Consider the following 18,282-nt stretch of genomic DNA (forward strand, 5'->3'; position numbering starts at 1 on the left):
GCACCACCCGCGGTCACTGCGGGCCCTCATTCGGCAGGATCATGGTCACCACGGTAGGCCCACCGGCGGGACTGTCGACGGTGAGCGTGCCGTCGACAGCGAGAGCGCGGGCGGCGAGCCCGGCCAACCCGCTACCGCTGACGGTCTGCGTGCCGGGACGGGGCGCACCACCGATTCCGTTGTCCCGCACGGTGACCGCGATGGACCGCAGACTGTCGGGCAGCACCGACACCGCCACCCGGTTCGCGTGCGCGTGTTTGACCACATTGGTCAGTAGCTCGGCGACGGAGAAGTAGGCGATCGCCTCGATGGCCGGGCTCGGTCGCCGCAGGATCTGCACACGCAGGTCGACCGGCACCGCGCAGCGGGCAGTGAGCGTCTCCAGCGCCGGGCCGAGACCGAGTTCGAGCGCGGGTGGATGGATGCCGCGCACCAGTTCGCGCAGTTCGGTGAGCGCCTCCTTGGAGTTGGCGCGCGCCTCGGCGATGAGGTCACGGGCGTCGCCGCCCGCGGCCAGTCGTTCTTCGGCCCTGCCCAGCGCCATGGCGATGGTGACCAGCCGCGCCTGCGTGCCGTCGTGCAGGTCGCGCTCGACCCGGCTCAACGTGGCGGTCGCGTCGTCCACCGCGGCGCGCCTGCTGGCCCGCAATTGCGCCAGTTGCCGGTCGCGCGGTGTCGCCGCCAACAGGTGCACGATCAGCATCCGATGCACCCAGCAGATTGCCCGGATCAGCCACGGCAGCGCGAAGCACAGCAGAATGCCGATCCCGGCCATGGCGAGCGCCCGCGGCCAGGTATCGATGTAGAACGTTCCGAACTGCGCGAGACTGTGGTGCTCCACGCCGTTGTCGTCCACCTGCACCGGATCGAGCAGCGCCCACGGCACGGGGGAGATCGCCGTGAACCCGACCATCGCGATCGTCACGAGGACGACCCAGCCCACCGCGACACCGAGTACCGACTGCGCGAGCAGGAACAACACCGCCCGCCAGCTCGGCCGATCGGTGAACGCGCTCTTCAGGAAACCGAAAAAGCCGCTCGACCTGGTGAAATCCGGTGGTGATTCGACGTGGGCGCCGAGCAGCCCGCGCCCGAGGAACCGGTAGATCCGGCCCCACACCCGCCCGCCGAGCAGCACCCCCGCCAGCAACGGGATACCGATGAGCACGATCGACGCGTACAGCCCGCCGCCGAACCCGAAGAACAGATAGCACACAGCCGCACAGCCCAGAACGAACGACAGGACCAGATAGGCGAGCTCCTTCCACGTCCTGGCCTCGAACGGTGCGCGCAAGATCGCCCCCAGCGGGCCCGTCCGGCGCTGCGGTGTCTCCTGCGTGGCATCGAGCGCCACGGTGGGTTCGCCGGCGATATCGACCACGAGTGTCTGCTCGGCTGGTGTCTCGGTCATGACTCCATGGTTGTCGTCGCGGGCCGGAAATACGATCGAGCTGTCCACCGAGTCGATGGTGTAGCGAGCTACACCATCGACTCGGTCGAGGGAGAACGACCGCTGGCCGGATTGTCCGCGTCCGTGTTTGAATGCGGCGCAACCACATTCGCGGGTGGAGGAGGGCGCTATGGGTCAGGACGTCGACTTTCCGGGGCTGGCGGAGGGAGTGAGGTCTCGTTTCGTCGACGACGTCAACGGGTTGCGTGTGCACGTTCTCGAAGCCGGCCACAGCCGTTCCGGTCGTCCGCTGGTGGTGCTGCTGCACGGTTTCCCCGAACTGGCGTACTCGTGGCGCAAGGTCTTGGCGCCGCTGGCCGACGCCGGATTTCATGTGGTCGCCCCTGATCAACGCGGCTACGGCCGAACGACGGGCAGCGATGTCACCGACCTGGCGTCCTTCCGAACCGACAACCTGGCCCGCGACGCGCTGAGTCTGGTTCGCGCACTCGGCTATGACCGGGCGCATCTGGTCGGGCACGACTTCGGCTCTGTTGTCGCGGGATGGGCCACGCTCGGCGGCGAACACGTCATCAGCTCGTTGACGATGATGAGCGCGCCGTTCGCCGGTGCGGGAATCCCCAAGTCCTCGACCGAACTCGACGACGCCCTGCGCGCGCTGTCACCACCGCGCAGGCACTACCAGCATTATTTCGCGGGAACCTCGAGCGCCGCAGACATTTACCATGCCCCGCAAGGGATCGCCGACTTTCTGCGCGCGTATTTCCATATGAAGAGCGCTGACTGGCCGGGCAATGTGGACGCCGGACAACTCCCGGGACCGACCGCGGCCGATTTGGCACTCCTGCCGCGGTACTACGTCATGGACGCGGGCGTCGGCATACCGGAAACAGTAGCGCCGCACTTACCTTCACCGCAGGAGCGGGCCGACTGTGCCTGGCTGACCGACGAAGAACTGAATTTCTACGCTCGAGAATTCGGTCGCACGGAATTCCAGGGCCCACTCAACTGGTACAGAGCTCTCACCCTGCCGCTCACAGAAACGCCGACCGTCCCACGTATCGAAGTGCCCACCCAATTCATTGCCGGCCGATGCGATTGGGGTATTTGGCAATCGCCCGGCGCACTGCGCACCATGGCGGAAGACGTGTGCGCGCAGTTCACCGGTACCTATTCGGTACCCGATGCCGGGCACTGGGTCCAGCAGGAGCAGCCACTCGCCGTCATCGAACAGCTCTCGAGATTTCTCGACGAAAACTAGGCCGGACGGCGCTGACTCCCTCGTCGGTCTCGCATTGCCTGGGTTTTCAGCACATCGACCTCGCAGCCGGGCGAGTTCGGGTCGAAGTCGTGCTCGACCAGCCAGCGGACTCCCAGCAGGCTGCGCAACGACCACCACGCCCGGATCACGTCGAGGTCGACGCCGGTGCCGTACCCGGCGATCACCTCGTCGAGGTGTTCCTCGTGCCCGAGCGTCAGGGTGGCGAGGTCGTACATGGCATCGCCGCGGGCGGCCTCGGACCAGTCGATCACCCCGGTGACCTCGTCACCGGCGACGAACACGTGGGCGACTTGAAGATCGCCGTGGATGAACACCGGTGTCCACGGCCGCAATGCCGACTCGGCGATCCGGCGATTACGGGTGACCAGGTCGGGGGGAAGCACGCTGTTGGTGACGAGCCACTCGCATTCACCATCGAGTTCCGAGGTGAGTTCGTCGAGGCGGCGACCCGGTCGGGGTGGCAGCGGCGCGTCGTGCAACATCCGGACAGTGGCGCCTGCCGCGGACCACGCCGCCGCGGATGCGGTCGACGGTTCACCGAGGCGGCCGAGTGCGCGACCCGCGAGCGCGGCGAGTGCGAGGACGGGCGGCTCGCGCCACAGGATCTCCGGTGTCGGAATCGGTGCGGCTGCCATTGCTGCGACCTCGACGTCGGTGCGTGCCTGGTCGGTGTCGATCTTCAGGAACACCTCGCCCGCACGCACCGTCGCGCGCTCGTGATGGGCGACAACGACTTCGACTGCTTCCACGTCGGCCAGTATGGCCGGGATTTCGACGAACATCGCCGGGTTTTCGCGCAACGGGGTTCGTCGTATGCACGCGCGAATCCATCTCTGTTTCGGATGTTCCAGCGCGGGTAGCGCGGTAGGAGACCGCGCTCAGAGAGGGTGTCGTGATGCCGAGGACCATCGAATCCGGGTCGGCGAGGAGCTCGGAGTTGTCGACTGTCTCGCGGCACTGCTGATGGCCGACGACGTCGAAAAGCCGGGGGCCGACGACGGGCAATACCGGCGTGCCGTGCTCTACGTCGTCTGCGTGGTGGGTGTCGCGGCTCTTGTCTTCGCCGCCGTGAACGTGTGGGCGGCCAACCGGGGTGCGTGCGCGGACGCGCAGACGCACCTGTGTGACACCCTGTCCGAATCGGCCATCGTGATCGGCCCCTCGGCCGTTGTGCTGCTCGGCGGTATCGGCGCGTTCATCCAGACCTACCAGCGGTGGCGGGCGGGCAACTCGTGGCGGACATGGCAGGGCGCGGGCTGGTTTCTGTTCATTCTGATGACGGCCTACCTGGCTATCGGGGCCGGCACGATCACGGCATAGCTCTGTTCCTGATCCCGCCCATGATCTCGGTCCACCATGACTGCAACGGACTGGGTTCGGGCCAGTGGACGAATGGTGCTTCAGGTTCCGATTCGGGCACGGGATCAACGAAGTCGAGTGCGAGATGGTCGGAATAGCGCATGACAACTTCCTCGGTCTTTCTGGAACTGTGCTTTCGCCGACGCTGCGGGGACTGTGGCCGGTGATCCGGTAGGACTACTACACCCGAGCGCGATTTCCTCGGCACCGGCAGGATTCGCGGTGTCCCGGCTGTTCCTGCGTTCTCACGAGCGGTTGGTAGTACCCATTTGAGCACGCGAGTATTCGTCTGTCAGGCGTTGTGACCGTCCTGTTGTAATAGCCCATGGGGTACGGATTCGACCGAGTATCCGACGTACTTTCTGTCGTGGAGGTGAATACTGGGGTGATCACTTCGGTGGAGGACGGCGGCGCGTTCTCGAGTCACCGCCGCAAGCTGGGTTCTCGGCTCGGCGATGGACCGTATTCGGAGCGCCGAGGCAGGAGGGTCTGGTGATGGATGACTCTTCCTGGAATCAGCGCGTTCGTGGCGAGACCGAGATCCAGCGACTCGACCGGAACTGGGCATCACTGCTGCAGGAATTGCGCGTGGTGCAGACCGGCGTTCAACTGCTCACCGGGTTTCTGATGGTGCTGCCGTTCCAGCCTCGATTCGATTCGTTGAGCACGTCGATGCGGGTGCTGTACCTGGTCGTTCTCACCGCCTCGATCTGCGCTACCGCGCTGCTGGTCGCCCCCGTGGCCGCGCATCGGCTGCTGTTTCGCCGGCATCAGCTCGCGTGGCTGGTCTCGGCGTCGAATCAACTCGCGCTCACCGGAGTGATACTGCTCGGCGTGGCACTTGTCGGAGTGGCGGTGCTGCTCTTCGATGTCGTGGCGGGCCCTGTCGCGGCGGCGGTAGCGGGGGTGGTGTTCGGTGCACTGTTCATCGGGACCTGGCTGGTTCGACCCTGGCTCGCACATCGCCGATCAGCGCAGGGCGCCTTCGACGACCAGCAACTCGGTGTCGAACGGGCCGACCCACCCGAACGCTGACTCCTCCGGCGCGGAGTGGTTGGCGGTTGCCGGGGCCGTCGTGTGGGACAGCGCCCGAACGGGACGCGCTGACCCCGGCAACCGCCCGCCCGCCGGTCAGGAGGTCGGCCATCCTGTTCCCGGCGGCGGTCTGTGGTTCGATCTACAACCGCGCGATACCCGAGCGCATCGGGTCGAAACAGGGGCGCCGATTTCCCCGACGTCTCGAGTCAGTTCTGCTTCAGACTGCCCACGGCGAGCGATCCGTTCGCCAGGGGCTCCTGCTCCTCCACGGCGCGGACATAGCTGCCGGGATCCTTGTCGACCGGCCGGACACCGGCGTAGTGGCGCGCCTCGTAGGCGGCGAACGTGACAGCCAGCCGGTGGCGTTGCAATACCGGGGCCAACCGGCGGAATTCGGTGAGGCCTTCGCGTTCTTCCTCTGCCATGTGGTCGCTGTTGGCGAGGTTGGCCGCCGCGACGGCGGCATACCAGTCATCGGTGCCCACGTGATGACGCGCGACGTCGGCCACCGCGTCTCTGATCTCGTTGTGATCGTGGATGGCATCGAGCGTCTCGTCCTCCACCGCGCTCGTGCGCCTGGCCGCGATCCCCGTCTCGAGCAGCGCGGGGTAGAAGATCTCCTCTTCGGCCTGCGCGTGTAGCTCGAGGAAAGCCGCGAGTCTGTCCCAGATCGATGACAGCGCACCGGTGTCGGTGCGATCGATCTGTTCCACGATCGCGAACAGCCGCCGCTGCTCGTGGTGGTCATCAAGGATCAGCTGGGTAATGTCCACGATTCCTCCCTGATTGTCAGGTCAGCATGGATGGTCGGGGCAGCTTGCTTCTTCGCCGGTAGCCGACGATAACGCACCGACGCTGCCTTCCTGGTCAGCGCCGTTGTTGTCCCCGCGCGACGGTGCGCGGCGCGGGCCAGTCCAGCGGGATCCCCAGGATGGAGCCCACACCGCGGACCGCCGAGATCACCGCGCGCACCTCGTCGATCCCCTGTCCGAAGGCTTCGGTGCGATCGTCGATCCGGAAGGGGCAGAGAAAGGTGTGCGGTCGATCGGGGTCTTGGCGGGGTCGTCCGAGCGTGATCACCACCGGACCCCCAGTGGTGTGCACGGCCTTGGCCGCCAGCGGCGGACCGAACTCGCGGGCCTTCGCGGCGGATGCGGAGGTGCCGACTACCGGCAGGGGAGGATGCACGGGTACTCGCGAGTGGTCCGAGTCGTCAGGGCGGCCCGACGAGCTGACGAGCGTCGCGGCGTGCGAAATGTCGATCAACGCGGCATAGATGGCAGCCAACCTGTCCGGTCCGCGAGCTTCGCGAACGGGACTGCCGACAACGCGGTACGTGCACCGCCATCCCTGTGTCGCATGGTCTTGGCGAGGATCGCCGACCTGTACACGCAGTGCACGGTGCCCGGCCTTCACGGTGCTCGCGATGGCTATCTCGTCGAGTTCAGTCTTCACAGATCCTCCAATGGTTGTGCGCAATCGCGACGGACTTCGCTGCGCGCAGACCCGCGGATGGGTGTTGCCGCCTATAGGCTGGATCGGTTCATCTCCGACGTACCACTTCCACGACGAGAAGGGGATACACGTTGTCGACTCACAGAATCGCGTCCGCCCTGGCGATCGGCGTCACGATCGCTTTCGTGGCGGCCGGAACAGCGGCCGCTGCGCCCCGATCACTTCCCTCGACGCAGTTGCACCACGATGAGAGCGGCCAGATCGGCAAACGCGCAGCCGAAGCCATCGGCGACAGCGACGAAGGCGGTAAGCCGGACAGCGACGCCGGCGGTAAAGGGAAGGGCAAGGGGAAAGGCAAGGGCCAAGGCAAAGGCAAAGCCGGAAGCCCGGGCGAGGCGGATCGATGACCGCGATCGGGTTGATCTTCACCGGAGTCGCTGTGCTGCTGCACGGCTACATCTTCGTGATGGAGTCACTGCAGTGGACGTCGGCGCGGACGCGAGCGACCTTCGGAATATCCGCCGCGGAGGCCGAGGCCACCAAGGAAATGGCCTTCAACCAGGGGTTCTACAACCTCTTCCTGGCCGTAGTGGCGGCGATCGGCATGGGGTTCACCGCGTTCGGGGACAAGGGAATCGGGCTCGCGCTCGTGCTGGCCGGGGCCGGTTCGATGGTGGCTGCCGGTGTGGTGCTGCTCGCATCCTCGCCGGACAAGGCGCGTCCGGCCCTGATCCAGCTGGTACCACCACTGATCGGTTGCGCCGCCTTGGTGATCGCCCGGCTGTGAGCGCGTCATCCACGACCCGACATCGGTGCGCGGCTGTTTGGGACGCGGATTTCGAGGTAACACGACGATGCGGCCGTAGGCCGCGCGAGCAGGTCATCACATCGTCGGAGGAGGAGAAGTTCATGGATCCCCTGGACATCATCGCTCAGTGGCGTCGCGACATCGAGCTCGCCGATAGCGGTGGCGAGGAAGCCGCGATCCAGCGGTTGCGTGGCGAGTGGTCCGTGTCGGCAGGCCTCGACCCGCAGGACGCACTGACCCTGACTCCCGAGAGCGACGAGTTCGGTCGGCGTACCGGAACCACCGACGACGATCGGACCTGATCGGCTCGGCATAGCCAGTCGGCAACGCGCTGGACAATCAGTGGGGAAGCGGTGCGGTCGCTGGGCCCTCCAGCACCGCGCCGTCCGCTGCGAAACGGGACCCGTGCAGCGGACAGTCCCAGGTCTTCTCCGCGTCATTCCAGTTGAGGATGCCTCGCAGGTGTGTGCAGACCGCCGACACCGTGTGGGTCTCACCGGCGAGGGTGCACAGCGCGGTCGGGTGCAGGCCGCGACGCTCCACCCTGCCCTCTCCCTCGGGCGGCGTCGTTCCCGCGTCGGTGCCGAGCAGGTGCAGCCATCCGGTCGACAGGTGCCGTGCCACTGCGGTATTGGCCTGCACACCCGCGACCAGTGACTTCACCGCACCGGAACGCCAGCCGTCGTAGGCTCGCGACCACGCGGGCTGCCGCTCGGTCAGCCTGCCGGCCAACACCAGTGCGGCGGCGACGCCGTTGGTCATGCCCCACTTGGCGAAACCGGTCGCGCACTGCACCTCGTCGGCACCGAGCTGCACCGCCCCGACATAGGGCAGTTCGGAGATCGGGTGGTAGTCCTGCGCGGACCAACGATCGAGGAGCCGCGCGCCGGGGAACCAGAGATTCGTCCAGTCCAGCAAATCCCGGACATGATCGGCCTCGGAATCGACGCGGCCGACGTCGTGGCCGCTACCACCGACCAGCAGGACGTCGTCGGCCTCGGTGGGGCACCAGCGCAGCGAACGGATCGGTCGGCCTGCGCTGATGAACATCTCTTGCGGAATCGGTCCGGGAACCTGGAACGCTGCCAGGTAGGACCGCTGGGCCGTGAGTTGTGCCGCGAGGCCGAGCCGGTCGAACACCGGTGATCCGGTCGCCACGATCGCGTTCGCCGCCGAGACCTCGCCCTGGTCGGTGCCGATCACCACGCGACCTTCGCGTCGGCGAAGTCGCCGTGCGCGCGTCGATTCGAAGATCCAGCCGCCGCTCGCCTCGATGTCGGCCGCGAGCGCGGTGAGAACCGCGACCGGATCGACCTGCGCTTGCTCCCTGAGCCGGACACCGCCGTGCGTGGGGAAAGGGACGTCGAACTCGTCGATCAGCTGGGTGGGCAGTCCTACCGCTCGGGTGGCCTCGTACTCGGCGCGGACCGCCGCGAACTCACCGGCATTCTGTGCGTAGGTGGCCGCGGGAACGCGCTGAGTCGCGATCTGGTGGTCGATACAGAAGTCGAGCAACCAGTCGAAGCCCGCCTGATTCGCGACCAGATACGTCGACAGAGCGTCGGTGCCGTGCCGGCGGGCGATCGCCTGCGCGCGAGTTCCCTGCAGCAGGGAGATCTTCGCGGTGGACGCGCCGGTTGTCACGGCGCCGATCTGGCGTGCCTCGAGGACGGCGACCTGGCGGCCCTGCTCGGCCAGGAGCAAGGCGGTGGTCAGTCCGACGATCCCGGCACCGATCACCACGGTGTCGACCTCGATGTCACCGGCGAGCGGAAGCCGGGCCGGCGTCGGCGTACCTGCGAACCACAACGATGTCATGCGGGCCGCATACCCCGATACGCCGAACGAAACGACGCAATTCGACAGCGATACCAGCGCCAGGCGACCGCCGCGAAGCGGAAGTGCCGCTTACCCGGGCCGAGTTCAGTGTCTGCCCTCGGCGAATTCCTCGACGATCTTGGCGCAGAAGGCGGGCAGGTCGGCGGGATTTCGGCTCGACACCAAGCCGTTGTCGGTGACGACTTCCTGGTCGACCACGGTGCCGCCGGCGTTGCGGATGTCGGTGCGCACGCTGGGGTAGGAGGTGAGGGTACGGCCGCGGACGGCGTCGGCCTCGACGAGGATCCACGGTCCGTGGCAGATGACGCCGATCGGTTTGCCGGTGGCGGCGAACTCCTTGACGAAGGCGACCGCCGCGGGGTCCTGGCGGAGCTTGTCAGGGTTGGTGGTGCCCCCGGGGAGCAGGAGCGCGTCGAAGTCGTCGACGGCTGCTTCGGCGACGCGTCGGTCCACCGGGAAGGTGTCGCCCTTCTCGACGTCGTGGTTCATGGCCTGGATAGCGCCGTTCGCCAAGGAGAGCAATGCGGTGGTGGCGCCCGCGTCCTCGACGGCGTCGCGTGGCTGGACGAGTTCGACCTGTTCGACTCCGTCGGTGGCCAGGATGGCGACGTGCTTTCCGGTCAGTGGTTGCTGAGGCACCGTGCACTCCTTCGGATCAATGGGGTTACGTTCGTGGGCATGGCCGTCACCCGTCCCGGCCCTCGGCTCTCGCATCCGGGTATCCGCCCTCGGCGAGGTCGGCGAGCCGCGACAACGATTCGCGATTACGTGGCACGAGCGGCAGCGCCTGGACCGCGTGCGGCAACAACCGACTCGGTCCGCGAACGGCGCGTTCGGTCATCACGGCCTCACACGACGTGGGGTCGATGGCGCGTAGCTCCACCCGGACTACCGCGGCGCCGATCGGCCAGAGCCTGGCGTCGAGTTCGATGCTGTGCGGCGAATCGATGGCGCGGACCGACGTCGTGTCCTGGACGGTGCACGGCCACGGTCCGACACTGTGATGAATGCGAGCTCCCACCTCCGGCCATGTGTCGTCCACGTCGCGGATGTGGGAGGCGCCGACGACCCAACTCGCATAGGACCATCCATCGGCGAGCACCGCGAACACCTCTTCCACCGGGGCATGGATCGTGCGCGTCACCTGGACCATGTCGTGAATCGCCTCCTCGGCCGCGTTGTTCTCGCTCGGTCACATCGACGCGTACCTGCTCCTGCCTGCACGCTCGAACGGAAAGCGTCAGCTCGTTGCCGGCGGAGGTGCGCGATACCGGGCTATACCCGGTTATCGGCCACCCACACCGGAGCTGATCCACCGGCCGTGGTGATCGTCAACCGTCCAGCCGGACGTGCCCGTGGCGGTGCGCTGCGCGACGAACTAAGTGCAGCAGTTCGGATCCAGGACCGTGCACAGCGCGGACAGTGCGTCGCGGCGGGCGCGGTGAATCGTGTTCATCCCGCGCCGCTCGGACTCCACCAGGCCGGCCTTGCGTAACTGGCCGAGATGATGCGAGACCGTGGACTCGCTCAGGCCGACCGCGGCGGCGAGATCGCCGCCGTTCTCCTCGCCGAGCGGGCTGGTCAGCAGCAGCGACAGCAATTTGACCCTGGCCGGGTCGGCGATCGCCTTGAGTCGCAACGCCACCTCCAGTGCGGCGGCGTCATCGACGGGCCCCGCCGCGACGGGGGCGCAGCAGACGGGGGTGGACATGTCGATCACGGGGAGCGCCTTGGGCATGAAATCGACCCTACCCGCGGTATTGACATATGTCGAAAAGGTGAGCAGACTCGGCACCACAAGTTCTTCGATATATGTCACACAAGTGGAGGTTCGATCATGTCTCGTATCCAGCTGGCCCTCAACGTCGACGACCTCGACACCGCCGTGCGGTTCTACTCGACCCTGTTCGGCACCGAACCTGCCAAGCGCAAGCCCGGCTACGCCAACTTCGCGATCGCCGAGCCCCCGCTCAAGCTCGTACTGATCGAGAACGCGGGTCAGGGCGGGTCCATCAACCACCTCGGCGTCGAGGTCGACACCTCCGAGCAGGTGCGCGGCGAGATCGCCCGGCTCTCCGCCGCGGGCCTGTTCACCGAGGAGCAGATCGCGACCACCTGTTGCTTCGCCACCCAGGACAAGGTGTGGGTGACCGGGCCGGGCGCTGAGCGGTGGGAGGTCTACACGGTGCTGGCCGACAGCGAAACCTTCGGCACCGCGCCCGAACTCGGCCTTACCGACGCCGAAGCAGTCGACGTCTGCTGTGGAACCGCCGCCGAAGCCGAAGCTGACGGTGCCTGCTGCGGAACCGAGGCCAAAACGAAGGCCGTGGCCTCCGGGGCGAGCTGCTGCGGCTGACCCGATCCGAGAGCGAGCGAGTTCACTCGACGTTCGCTTGCTTTCTTGATTCGATATCGATCAATATCGACATATGTCGAATCAAGACTTGCCGCTGAGTGTGGCCTCACCCTCGTGTGAGGCCACACCTCGCACCCGCCCACCGATGAGCGGCGAGACCGCCGCCGAACTGGCCGTGCTGTTCAAGGCACTCGCCGACCCGGTCCGGCTGCGGCTGCTCTCGGCGATCGCGTCCCGAGCAGGCGGTGAGGCCTGTGTGTGCGACCTGTCGACCGGTATCGACGTCACCCAGCCGACCATCTCCCACCACCTCAAGGTGCTGCGCGAGGCCGGATTGCTCACCAGCGAACGCCGCGCGTCCTGGGTGTACTACCGGGTCGTCCCGCACGCGCTGGCGCGGCTGTCGGACGTGCTCGCGACCGAGGCCGGAGCGGTGACCGCGTGAGCACCACCACCGACCACCCGGCCGTCGTGGGAAAACTCTCGACGCTGGACCGGTTCCTGCCGGTCTGGATCGGCGTCGCGATGGCTGCCGGACTGCTACTCGGACACATGATTCCCGGTCTGGGCGACACGCTGAGCGCCGTGGAGATCGACGGTATCTCGTTGCCGATCGCGATCGGGCTGTTGATCATGATGTATCCGGTGCTGGCGAAGGTCCGCTACGACCGCCTCGACGCCGTCACCGGCGACCGCAAACTCCTGATCAGCTCGCTGGTGCTGAACTGGATCCTGGGCCCAGCGCTGATGTTCGCCCTGGCCTGGCTGTTCCTGCCCGACCTGCCCGAATACCGCACCGGCTTGATCATCGTCGGCCTGGCCCGCTGCATCGCCATGGTCATCATCTGGAACGACCTCGCCCGCGGTGATCGCGAAGCCGCCGCCGTCCTCGTCGCGCTGAACTCGGTCTTCCAGGTCTTCATGTTCGCCGTGCTCGGCTGGTTCTACCTCGCGGTCCTACCCGGCTGGCTCGGCCTGGAACAAACCACCATCGACGTCTCCCCCTGGCAGATCGCGAAATCGGTGCTGATCTTCCTGGGAATCCCGCTACTGGCCGGGTTCCTCACCCGCCGTCTCGGCGAACGCGCCAAGGGCCGCGACTGGTACGAGTCGACATTCCTGCCCAGGATCGGGCCCTGGGCGCTCTACGGGCTGCTGTTCACCATCGTGATCCTGTTCGCTCTGCAGGGCGACCAGATCACCTCCCATCCACTCGACGTCGTCCGCATCGCGATCCCCCTGCTGGCCTACTTCGCGATCATGTGGGGCGGCGGCTATGCCATGGGCGCGGCCCTCGGCCTCGGCTATGAACGCACCACCACCCTCGCCTTCACCGCCGCGGGCAACAACTTCGAACTGGCCATCGCCGTCGCGATCGCCACCTACGGCGTCACCTCCGGCCAGGCGCTCGCCGGGGTCGTCGGTCCGCTGATCGAGGTCCCTGTCCTGGTCGGCTTGGTCTATGTCTCCCTGGCCTTGCGCAAACGATTCGAGCCCACCACCCACACTTCGCCGGCCTCGGCCAGCTGAAAGGCACCACCCATGACTACCAAGCCCAGCGTGTTGTTCGTCTGCGTGCACAACGCGGGTCGCTCCCAGATGGCCGCCGGATTCCTCGCCCATCTCGCCGGTGACGCGATCGAGGTTCGGTCGGCGGGTAGCACGCCCGCCGACACGATCAATCCGTCCGCGGTCGCCGCGATGGCCGAACTCGGCATCGATATCGCCGACCAGACCCCGAAGATCCTGACCTCCGACGCGGTGGAAACCTCCGACGTCGTGATCACCATGGGCTGCGGCGACACCTGCCCTTGGTACCCCGGCGTGAGCTACCGGGATTGGGTCCTGGACGACCCCGCGGGCAAGGGCGTCGATGCGGTCCGCCCGATTCGCGACGAGATCAAGTCCCGCGTGCAAGCCCTGATCGGGGAGTTGTTGCCACAGACCATGCGGTGATTTCGGCCCCGGTGCGTATTCGGTCCCGGTCGGGGTAAGCGCTTCGTACTTCTGTTCTCGATGATCGGAGGCGTCATGGTGGATCACGACGAGAAAGTGTCGACCGGGACCGTCGGGCGATTGCGTATTCCGCGTAGCCGGGGCGCGCTGGGCGGGCTCGCGGTGCTGCTCCTCGGCATCTGGGGCGCACTCATCCCGTTCGTCGGGCCGTACTTCGATTTCGCGTACACCCCCGACGAGCCGTGGGTCTGGACCTCGGCCCGCGGCTGGCTGCAGGTCCTGCCGGGCGTTGTCGCGATCGTCGGTGGACTGCTCATGCTGATGAGCAGGAACCGGGTGGTCGCGAGTTTCGGTGGCTGGCTGTCGGTCGCGGCAGGCGCGTGGTTCGTGATCGGGCCGTTCCTGGCCGATCTGCTGCGTCTCGGGGACATCGGCGAACCGGTCGCCACCTCGGATCTGAAGCGCGCGCTGCTGCAGCTGACGTTCTTCTACGGACTCGGCGCGCTGATCCTGTTCTTCGCCGCGAGCTCGCTGGGCCGGCTATCGGTGCTCAGCACCAGAGACATCGCGTTCGCTGAACGCGCGCGCAGTGTCGAGCAGCGTCGTGTGATCGAGAAAGAGGGACCCGCCACCGGCGGTTACGCCGCGCCTCGACAGCCGTACCCCGCCGATGTGCGGCATCGGCCGGTCTAGGCTAGGCCGTTTTGACGGTGACCATCGTGTCGGCGCTCGGGAAGTCGAGCACGCGCAGGCGTCCGGTGACCAGGTCGACGGTGTCGGCGACCACTCGGCCCGCGCGGCGGGCGTCGTCGGCGAAGCTGGTGCTGACCACCCGGTAGCTGCGCTTGGCGGTGAGCACGATGTCGCCCGCCCGTAGCGACCCGGCCGCGGTCGGGGGCTCGGTCGGGACTGTCGCCTGTGCCGGTTTCCGTATGAGCTCGATCAATTTCAGCAAGCTTTTCTCCACCCTGTGAACGTCCGCCAGGACGCCCCGTTCGCCGGATTCGCGAACGGTGTCGAGCTTTCTTTACCCGCAAGCGTCACGGTTGAACCCTCGAATCCGCGCCGTCCGCTCGGGCGGCGCGGATGCGTCTGTGGGTCACCGTTCGGTCGCCTCGGCCCGTGGGCGCGTCCGGAATATCACCCCGCAGTCCGATTCGATGTCATACCAAGGGATTACGGCCGACGAGAATTCGGTCGATAGCTTCGGGAGATGACGACACCTGCTCTGGTTCCCGAGTCACCTCCACGGTCGCCGCGGCGCCGCGCCGACGGCGATTACGCCCGCCTGTTGCGCAGAATCTCCGACGCGGGGCTGCTGCGCCGCCGCCCTGTCTACTACGCGATGCGGCTGAGTCTCGTCGGGGCCGCGTTCGTGGGCGGCTGGGCGGCGTTCGTCCTCGTCGGCGACTCGTGGTGGACCCTGCTGGTCGCGGCGTTCATGGCCGTGACGTTCGCGCAGGTCGCGCTGGTGATGCACGATGTCGCCCACCGGCAAGTGTTCCGGCTGCGTCAGCCCACCGAGCTCGTGGGAAGGATCGCGGGCAACGCCGGCATCGGCCTCGGCTACGGCTGGTGGCAGGACAAGCACACCCGCCATCACGCCAATCCGAACCACGAGGAACTCGACCCCGATGTCGCACCCGACATCCTGGTCTGGTCACAACAGCAGGCACGTTCCAGCCGCGGTCTGCCGCGTCTCATCGGACGGGCGCAGGCGTTCCTGTTCTTCCCCCTGCTGTTGCTGGAGGGCCTCAACCTGCACCTGGCCGGTGTGCGGGCGCTAAAGAATCGTTCGGTCAAACATCGCGGCTGGGAGGGCGCGCTGCTGTTGGGTCACTTCGCCCTCTACCTGACCGCACTGTTCGCGGTCCTGCCCGCCGACAAAGCTCTCGTGTTCCTCGCCGTCCACCAGGGCCTGTTCGGCCTGTACATGGGCTGCATCTTCGCCCCCAACCACAAGGGCATGCCGACCTTGACCGGTGACGACCGCCCCGACTACCTCCGTCGTCAGGTGCTGACCTCCCGCAATGTGCGCGGCGGTGTGGTGACCGACCTCGCCCTCGGCGGGCTCAACTATCAGATCGAACACCATCTGTTCCCGAGCATGCCGACGCCGAACCTGCGTCGTGCCCAGGTGATCGTCCGCGACTACTGCGCCGAAATCGGCGTGCCGTACCACGAGACCGGCCTGATCGCCTCGTACCGCGAGGCGCTGACCCACCTGCACCACGTCGGCGCGCCCCTTCGTGCCGCCGAGCCCCCGGATGCCGACGTGCTCCGCCGCGATCGCTGAATCCGGCCCCGGTCACGCTGGTGATCGGGTTCGCCCCGGCTGAGGTCAGCGATGAATGATGCAGGTGGTGGTGGCGTGGGCGACGAGTTTGCCTGCCTCGTCGAACACCTTGCCTTCGGCTGTGGCCGTGGTGCGGCCGACATGCAACGTCGTGCCGGTGCCGATGAGGCGGCGCCCGTCGGTCGGGACAGATCGGATGTAGTTGACCTTCAGCTCCAGCGTGCCGTATCCGACCCCGGCATCCAGTGCGGAATGAACCGCGCAACCCATCACCGAGTCCAGCAGGGTCGCGCAGATACCGCCGTGGGTGGTGCCGAGTGGGTTGGCGAAATCGGGCCGCGTGACGAGGCTGAACGACACCCGCCCGAACTCGAGTTCCTCGACCGTCATGCCGAGCAGCGTGCCGATTCCGGCTCGATCGGGCATCGCGGTCGCCGCGCGCAGCAGTTCGAGTCCGCTCATGGTGGCGAAATCCGGGGTTTCGGGGTTGTGCGTTGCGGTAGTCATCGTGCCCTCTCTGTGGATAGACCAATCGTTCTATCGTCGACGACGATACCGTAGGATGAACTGATCGGTCTATTGCGGAAGGGTTGCCGATGAACACAGTGGCGGGGCCACGAGAACGCCTCATCCGCAGCGCGATAATCATGATGCGGGAACACGGAGTCGCCGCGACCGGGCTGACCGAGCTCCTCGCCCACAGCAAGACCGCCCGCGGCTCGATATACCTGCACTTCCCCGGCGGCAAGAACGAACTCATGGAGCAGGCGACCCTGCATGCCGGGCAGCAGATCAGTGCGACGATCGACGCGCTGGTCGCTGCGTCGTCGTCACCGGCGCAGGTCGTTCTCGGACTGGTGGACGTCTGGAAGCGGGTACTCGACACGTCGTCGTTCACCGCAGGCTGCCCGATCGTGGCCGCCGCGCAGAGCGGCGCCGACTCGCCGGCCGTGCAAGCGGCGTCGGCCACTGTTTTCGCCGACTGGACCCGTCGACTGGCCGATTTGCTGATCTCGACGGGCATGGACTCCGCCGCGGCAGCGTCGGTCGGTAGCGTCATCGTCAGCACGATCCAAGGCGCGATCATTCGAGGTCGCAGCGAGAAATCTCTTCAGCCGCTCGACGACGCGGGGATCAACCTCGTCAAACTTCTCGAACTCTGAACCCGATCGGCGTCGACCTGAGACCGGTGGCGCTAGCCCGTCGGTGTGAAGAGAGCGCGGACGAGAGGCGTCGCTGGGTTCGGAGGTAGCAGATCCTCGGCATTGGCCAGTACCGATTCCAGCGGCAGCGTTCGGTCGGCGTGGTGTGCCGGGTTCTCCATCACCGCGTCGGCGTCGGCGATGCCCTGCTCGATGGCGAGCCGAAGATCGGCCGGCAGCTGAGCGGTCTTCTCCGGGTTCACCGGCTGGTCGAACCGCAGTGGCGTAGGCGTCGAGTAGTCCGCGCGGTCGTATCCCGTTTCGATCAGTACCCGCAGTGCGGGCTCCATCAGGGCGGCCGCGGGTTCTGTCACCGCCGAGTGGTCGGTGTGTTTCCCGAGTGCACGCAGCGGATACAGCAGCGGCAGCGTTCCCTGCGGGTTGGGCAGCGAAATGTAGGTCGTATCGCCGTGGTGCTGGCAGTTTCCGGGATGCGCGGCGCAGTTCTGTTGCGCGATGTAGTCGGAGCGGTCCGGGTATCCGTAGACGGCCGCGCCCGCCTTGGGTTGGCTGCCCGCGCCGTTGCCCTTGGGTTGCAGATACGACGGATGGATCAGGACAGTGCCCAGCACGGCATTCGCGTCGGCGAGCACATTGAGTGGATACGCCGGAAAGTCCGAGATGCCGTCGTACTGCATCGCGATATCCGTTGTCCGGATGCCGGTATCGGTGGGGGTGGGTGGGCCGAAGCTGATGTCGGCGAACGGGAGCCGACCGAAACGCACCGGCCGTTCGATGATTCCCCCGTTGGGCCGGTTCGGATTCGCGATGAGTACGAACGACAGGCGGTCCTTGTCCGTCTGCGACAGCTCGGCCGAGGCAGCCTTCTCCGCGCTGGCCACCGTCGCGCCCTGTGAGTATCCGAAGATGACAACGGTGCCGCCCGGATTCGAATCCATGACTCGCGTCGCGATCGCGTCGAGGTTCGCCACACCGTCGGCCACCGAGGTGTCCCACTTCGCCGACGACGCGTCCGGGCCTTTCGACGAGATGACCGGCCACAGCGCCGCGTCGTACGGGACGGGAACGAAGGCGACGCCGGGACACTCGTTGTCGGTGCAGCCGCGAGCGCCGGGATCGATGAAGTTCTGGTACGCGTTGCTTTCGAAGTTGTGCGCCACCGCGGGGTCGCTGGTACCGGTTCCCGGAACGATCAGCGCCGTCGTCGCCAAGGCCACCGTGCCGAAAGCCTGTGCCTTGATCCAACTCACGCCCAGCGCCGTCAGCACTGCCACAGACGCGCCGTCGCGGATCATCGACCGCCGTCGACGGTGACCACC

Annotated in this window: 24 protein-coding genes; 13 read left to right on the forward strand and 11 right to left on the reverse strand. The window is 66.7% G+C overall.

The features are described from left to right. Window positions 1–13: 13 nt before the first annotated feature. Complete coding sequence (locus ACWGCN_RS16470) at window positions 14–1,411, reverse strand: sensor histidine kinase (protein ID WP_452457329.1); 1,398 nt, start codon at window positions 1,409–1,411, stop codon at window positions 14–16. A gap of 169 nt (window positions 1,412–1,580) precedes the next feature. Here ACWGCN_RS16470 and ACWGCN_RS16475 point away from each other — a divergent pair, with 169 nt between their 5' ends. Beyond that, complete coding sequence (locus ACWGCN_RS16475; RefSeq protein ID WP_452457328.1) at window positions 1,581–2,672, forward strand: alpha/beta fold hydrolase; 1,092 nt, start codon at window positions 1,581–1,583, stop codon at window positions 2,670–2,672. On the opposite strand, the gene ACWGCN_RS16480 is transcribed toward ACWGCN_RS16475, so the two are convergent. Then, window positions 2,669–3,442 (reverse strand): phosphotransferase family protein, encoded by a 774-nt coding sequence (locus ACWGCN_RS16480; protein ID WP_452457327.1) that lies wholly within the window; start codon window positions 3,440–3,442, stop codon window positions 2,669–2,671. The two genes, ACWGCN_RS16475 and ACWGCN_RS16480, sit on opposite strands and share 4 nt — an antisense overlap. 214 nt (window positions 3,443–3,656) lie before the next feature. Here ACWGCN_RS16480 and ACWGCN_RS16485 point away from each other — a divergent pair, with 214 nt between their 5' ends. After that, window positions 3,657–4,013 carry a hypothetical protein gene (locus ACWGCN_RS16485; protein WP_452448450.1) on the forward strand — a complete coding sequence of 119 codons (357 nt, stop codon included), beginning with the start codon at window positions 3,657–3,659 and terminating at the stop codon, window positions 4,011–4,013. A gap of 534 nt (window positions 4,014–4,547) precedes the next feature. Next, complete coding sequence (locus ACWGCN_RS16490; RefSeq protein WP_452457326.1) at window positions 4,548–5,087, forward strand: DUF6328 family protein; 540 nt, start codon at window positions 4,548–4,550, stop codon at window positions 5,085–5,087. 209 nt (window positions 5,088–5,296) lie between these two features. Here the strand turns inward: ACWGCN_RS16490 and ACWGCN_RS16495 are convergent, their stop codons facing one another. After that, the gene (locus ACWGCN_RS16495) at window positions 5,297–5,863 is read right to left on the reverse strand and encodes a hemerythrin domain-containing protein (RefSeq protein WP_449960886.1); all 567 of its coding nucleotides are present in this window, start codon (window positions 5,861–5,863) and stop codon (window positions 5,297–5,299) included. Between the two features lie 94 nt (window positions 5,864–5,957). Next, the gene (locus tag ACWGCN_RS16500; protein WP_452457325.1) at window positions 5,958–6,545 is read right to left on the reverse strand and encodes a hypothetical protein; all 588 of its coding nucleotides are present in this window, start codon (window positions 6,543–6,545) and stop codon (window positions 5,958–5,960) included. Window positions 6,546–6,676: 131 nt separating this feature from the next. Here ACWGCN_RS16500 and ACWGCN_RS16505 point away from each other — a divergent pair, with 131 nt between their 5' ends. The 3 genes from ACWGCN_RS16505 to ACWGCN_RS16515 all read left to right on the forward strand — a co-directional run bounded on the left by ACWGCN_RS16505 (window position 6,677) and on the right by ACWGCN_RS16515 (window position 7,655). Beyond that, on the forward strand, window positions 6,677–6,952 hold the full coding sequence (locus tag ACWGCN_RS16505) for a hypothetical protein (protein ID WP_452457324.1): 276 nt from the start codon (window positions 6,677–6,679) through the stop codon (window positions 6,950–6,952). Further along, a complete protein-coding gene (locus ACWGCN_RS16510) occupies window positions 6,949–7,332 on the forward strand; it encodes a DUF1304 domain-containing protein (RefSeq protein ID WP_379316801.1) in 384 nt (127 codons plus the stop codon). The genes ACWGCN_RS16505 and ACWGCN_RS16510 overlap by 4 nt, the downstream gene beginning before the upstream one ends. A gap of 122 nt (window positions 7,333–7,454) precedes the next feature. After that, entirely contained in the window at window positions 7,455–7,655 is a 201-nt protein-coding gene (locus ACWGCN_RS16515; RefSeq protein ID WP_378989752.1) for a hypothetical protein, read from the forward strand. Between the two features lie 37 nt (window positions 7,656–7,692). Here ACWGCN_RS16515 and ACWGCN_RS16520 read toward each other — a convergent pair whose 3' ends face one another. The 4 genes from ACWGCN_RS16520 to ACWGCN_RS16535 all read right to left on the reverse strand — a co-directional run bounded on the left by ACWGCN_RS16520 (window position 7,693) and on the right by ACWGCN_RS16535 (window position 10,930). After that, the gene (locus ACWGCN_RS16520; protein WP_452457323.1) at window positions 7,693–9,171 is read right to left on the reverse strand and encodes an FAD-dependent oxidoreductase; all 1,479 of its coding nucleotides are present in this window, start codon (window positions 9,169–9,171) and stop codon (window positions 7,693–7,695) included. Window positions 9,172–9,276: 105 nt separating this feature from the next. Next, on the reverse strand, window positions 9,277–9,831 hold the full coding sequence (locus ACWGCN_RS16525) for a type 1 glutamine amidotransferase domain-containing protein (RefSeq protein ID WP_452457322.1): 555 nt from the start codon (window positions 9,829–9,831) through the stop codon (window positions 9,277–9,279). Window positions 9,832–9,877: 46 nt separating this feature from the next. Beyond that, window positions 9,878–10,345 (reverse strand): SRPBCC family protein, encoded by a 468-nt coding sequence (locus tag ACWGCN_RS16530; protein WP_378989756.1) that lies wholly within the window; start codon window positions 10,343–10,345, stop codon window positions 9,878–9,880. A 225-nt stretch (window positions 10,346–10,570) separates the two neighbouring features. Then, a complete protein-coding gene (locus ACWGCN_RS16535; protein ID WP_378989757.1) occupies window positions 10,571–10,930 on the reverse strand; it encodes an Rv2640c family ArsR-like transcriptional regulator in 360 nt (119 codons plus the stop codon). A 99-nt stretch (window positions 10,931–11,029) separates the two neighbouring features. Between ACWGCN_RS16535 and ACWGCN_RS16540 the strand changes: the two genes are divergently transcribed. From ACWGCN_RS16540 to ACWGCN_RS16560, 5 genes are all read left to right on the forward strand, one after another. Continuing rightward, a complete protein-coding gene (locus ACWGCN_RS16540) occupies window positions 11,030–11,548 on the forward strand; it encodes an ArsI/CadI family heavy metal resistance metalloenzyme (RefSeq protein ID WP_378989758.1) in 519 nt (172 codons plus the stop codon). A gap of 73 nt (window positions 11,549–11,621) precedes the next feature. Then, entirely contained in the window at window positions 11,622–11,993 is a 372-nt protein-coding gene (locus ACWGCN_RS16545) for an ArsR/SmtB family transcription factor (protein WP_378989760.1), read from the forward strand. Then, window positions 11,990–13,078 carry an ACR3 family arsenite efflux transporter gene (gene arsB / locus ACWGCN_RS16550; protein WP_452457321.1) on the forward strand — a complete coding sequence of 363 codons (1,089 nt, stop codon included), beginning with the start codon at window positions 11,990–11,992 and terminating at the stop codon, window positions 13,076–13,078. The genes ACWGCN_RS16545 and arsB overlap by 4 nt, the downstream gene beginning before the upstream one ends. Window positions 13,079–13,090: 12 nt before the next feature. Continuing rightward, complete coding sequence (locus ACWGCN_RS16555) at window positions 13,091–13,504, forward strand: arsenate reductase ArsC (protein WP_452457320.1); 414 nt, start codon at window positions 13,091–13,093, stop codon at window positions 13,502–13,504. Between the two features lie 75 nt (window positions 13,505–13,579). Beyond that, entirely contained in the window at window positions 13,580–14,197 is a 618-nt protein-coding gene (locus tag ACWGCN_RS16560) for a hypothetical protein (RefSeq protein WP_378989763.1), read from the forward strand. Between the two features lies 1 nt (window position 14,198). Here the strand turns inward: ACWGCN_RS16560 and ACWGCN_RS16565 are convergent, their stop codons facing one another. Then, window positions 14,199–14,459, reverse strand: coding sequence for a hypothetical protein (locus tag ACWGCN_RS16565; RefSeq protein WP_378989764.1), 261 nt, complete (start codon window positions 14,457–14,459; stop codon window positions 14,199–14,201). A 258-nt stretch (window positions 14,460–14,717) separates the two neighbouring features. On the opposite strand from ACWGCN_RS16565, the gene ACWGCN_RS16570 reads away from it, so the two are divergent. Further along, window positions 14,718–15,800, forward strand: coding sequence for a fatty acid desaturase family protein (locus ACWGCN_RS16570; protein ID WP_452457319.1), 1,083 nt, complete (start codon window positions 14,718–14,720; stop codon window positions 15,798–15,800). 45 nt (window positions 15,801–15,845) lie between these two features. Here the strand turns inward: ACWGCN_RS16570 and ACWGCN_RS16575 are convergent, their stop codons facing one another. Further along, window positions 15,846–16,307 (reverse strand): PaaI family thioesterase, encoded by a 462-nt coding sequence (locus ACWGCN_RS16575; RefSeq protein ID WP_378630826.1) that lies wholly within the window; start codon window positions 16,305–16,307, stop codon window positions 15,846–15,848. An 89-nt stretch (window positions 16,308–16,396) separates the two neighbouring features. Here ACWGCN_RS16575 and ACWGCN_RS16580 point away from each other — a divergent pair, with 89 nt between their 5' ends. Then, on the forward strand, window positions 16,397–16,963 hold the full coding sequence (locus ACWGCN_RS16580; RefSeq protein WP_452448439.1) for a TetR/AcrR family transcriptional regulator: 567 nt from the start codon (window positions 16,397–16,399) through the stop codon (window positions 16,961–16,963). A gap of 32 nt (window positions 16,964–16,995) precedes the next feature. On the opposite strand, the gene ACWGCN_RS16585 is transcribed toward ACWGCN_RS16580, so the two are convergent. Beyond that, window positions 16,996–18,237, reverse strand: a complete 1,242-nt coding sequence (locus tag ACWGCN_RS16585; RefSeq protein ID WP_452457318.1) for a PE-PPE domain-containing protein — start codon at window positions 18,235–18,237, stop codon at window positions 16,996–16,998. Between the last annotated feature and the right edge of the window lie 45 nt (window positions 18,238–18,282).

It is taken from the genome of Nocardia sp. NPDC055050 (assembly GCF_053608345.1).

What these genes read in the sequence shown, in the direction of transcription:
- ACWGCN_RS16470 (WP_452457329.1), bottom strand. Translation starts at nt 1,411, where the DNA reads ATGACCGAGACACCAGCCGAGCAGACACTCGTGGTCGATATCGCCGGC.
- ACWGCN_RS16475 (WP_452457328.1), top strand. Translation starts at nt 1,581, where the DNA reads ATGGGTCAGGACGTCGACTTTCCGGGGCTGGCGGAGGGAGTGAGGTCT.
- ACWGCN_RS16485 (WP_452448450.1), top strand. Translation starts at nt 3,657, where the DNA reads ATGGCCGACGACGTCGAAAAGCCGGGGGCCGACGACGGGCAATACCGG.
- ACWGCN_RS16490 (WP_452457326.1), top strand. Translation starts at nt 4,548, where the DNA reads ATGGATGACTCTTCCTGGAATCAGCGCGTTCGTGGCGAGACCGAGATC.
- ACWGCN_RS16510 (WP_379316801.1), top strand. Translation starts at nt 6,949, where the DNA reads ATGACCGCGATCGGGTTGATCTTCACCGGAGTCGCTGTGCTGCTGCAC.
- ACWGCN_RS16515 (WP_378989752.1), top strand. Translation starts at nt 7,455, where the DNA reads ATGGATCCCCTGGACATCATCGCTCAGTGGCGTCGCGACATCGAGCTC.
- ACWGCN_RS16520 (WP_452457323.1), bottom strand. Translation starts at nt 9,171, where the DNA reads ATGACATCGTTGTGGTTCGCAGGTACGCCGACGCCGGCCCGGCTTCCG.
- ACWGCN_RS16530 (WP_378989756.1), bottom strand. Translation starts at nt 10,345, where the DNA reads ATGGTCCAGGTGACGCGCACGATCCATGCCCCGGTGGAAGAGGTGTTC.
- ACWGCN_RS16535 (WP_378989757.1), bottom strand. Translation starts at nt 10,930, where the DNA reads ATGCCCAAGGCGCTCCCCGTGATCGACATGTCCACCCCCGTCTGCTGC.
- ACWGCN_RS16540 (WP_378989758.1), top strand. Translation starts at nt 11,030, where the DNA reads ATGTCTCGTATCCAGCTGGCCCTCAACGTCGACGACCTCGACACCGCC.
- ACWGCN_RS16545 (WP_378989760.1), top strand. Translation starts at nt 11,622, where the DNA reads ATGTCGAATCAAGACTTGCCGCTGAGTGTGGCCTCACCCTCGTGTGAG.
- ACWGCN_RS16555 (WP_452457320.1), top strand. Translation starts at nt 13,091, where the DNA reads ATGACTACCAAGCCCAGCGTGTTGTTCGTCTGCGTGCACAACGCGGGT.
- ACWGCN_RS16560 (WP_378989763.1), top strand. Translation starts at nt 13,580, where the DNA reads ATGGTGGATCACGACGAGAAAGTGTCGACCGGGACCGTCGGGCGATTG.
- ACWGCN_RS16570 (WP_452457319.1), top strand. Translation starts at nt 14,718, where the DNA reads ATGACGACACCTGCTCTGGTTCCCGAGTCACCTCCACGGTCGCCGCGG.
- ACWGCN_RS16575 (WP_378630826.1), bottom strand. Translation starts at nt 16,307, where the DNA reads ATGACTACCGCAACGCACAACCCCGAAACCCCGGATTTCGCCACCATG.
- ACWGCN_RS16580 (WP_452448439.1), top strand. Translation starts at nt 16,397, where the DNA reads ATGAACACAGTGGCGGGGCCACGAGAACGCCTCATCCGCAGCGCGATA.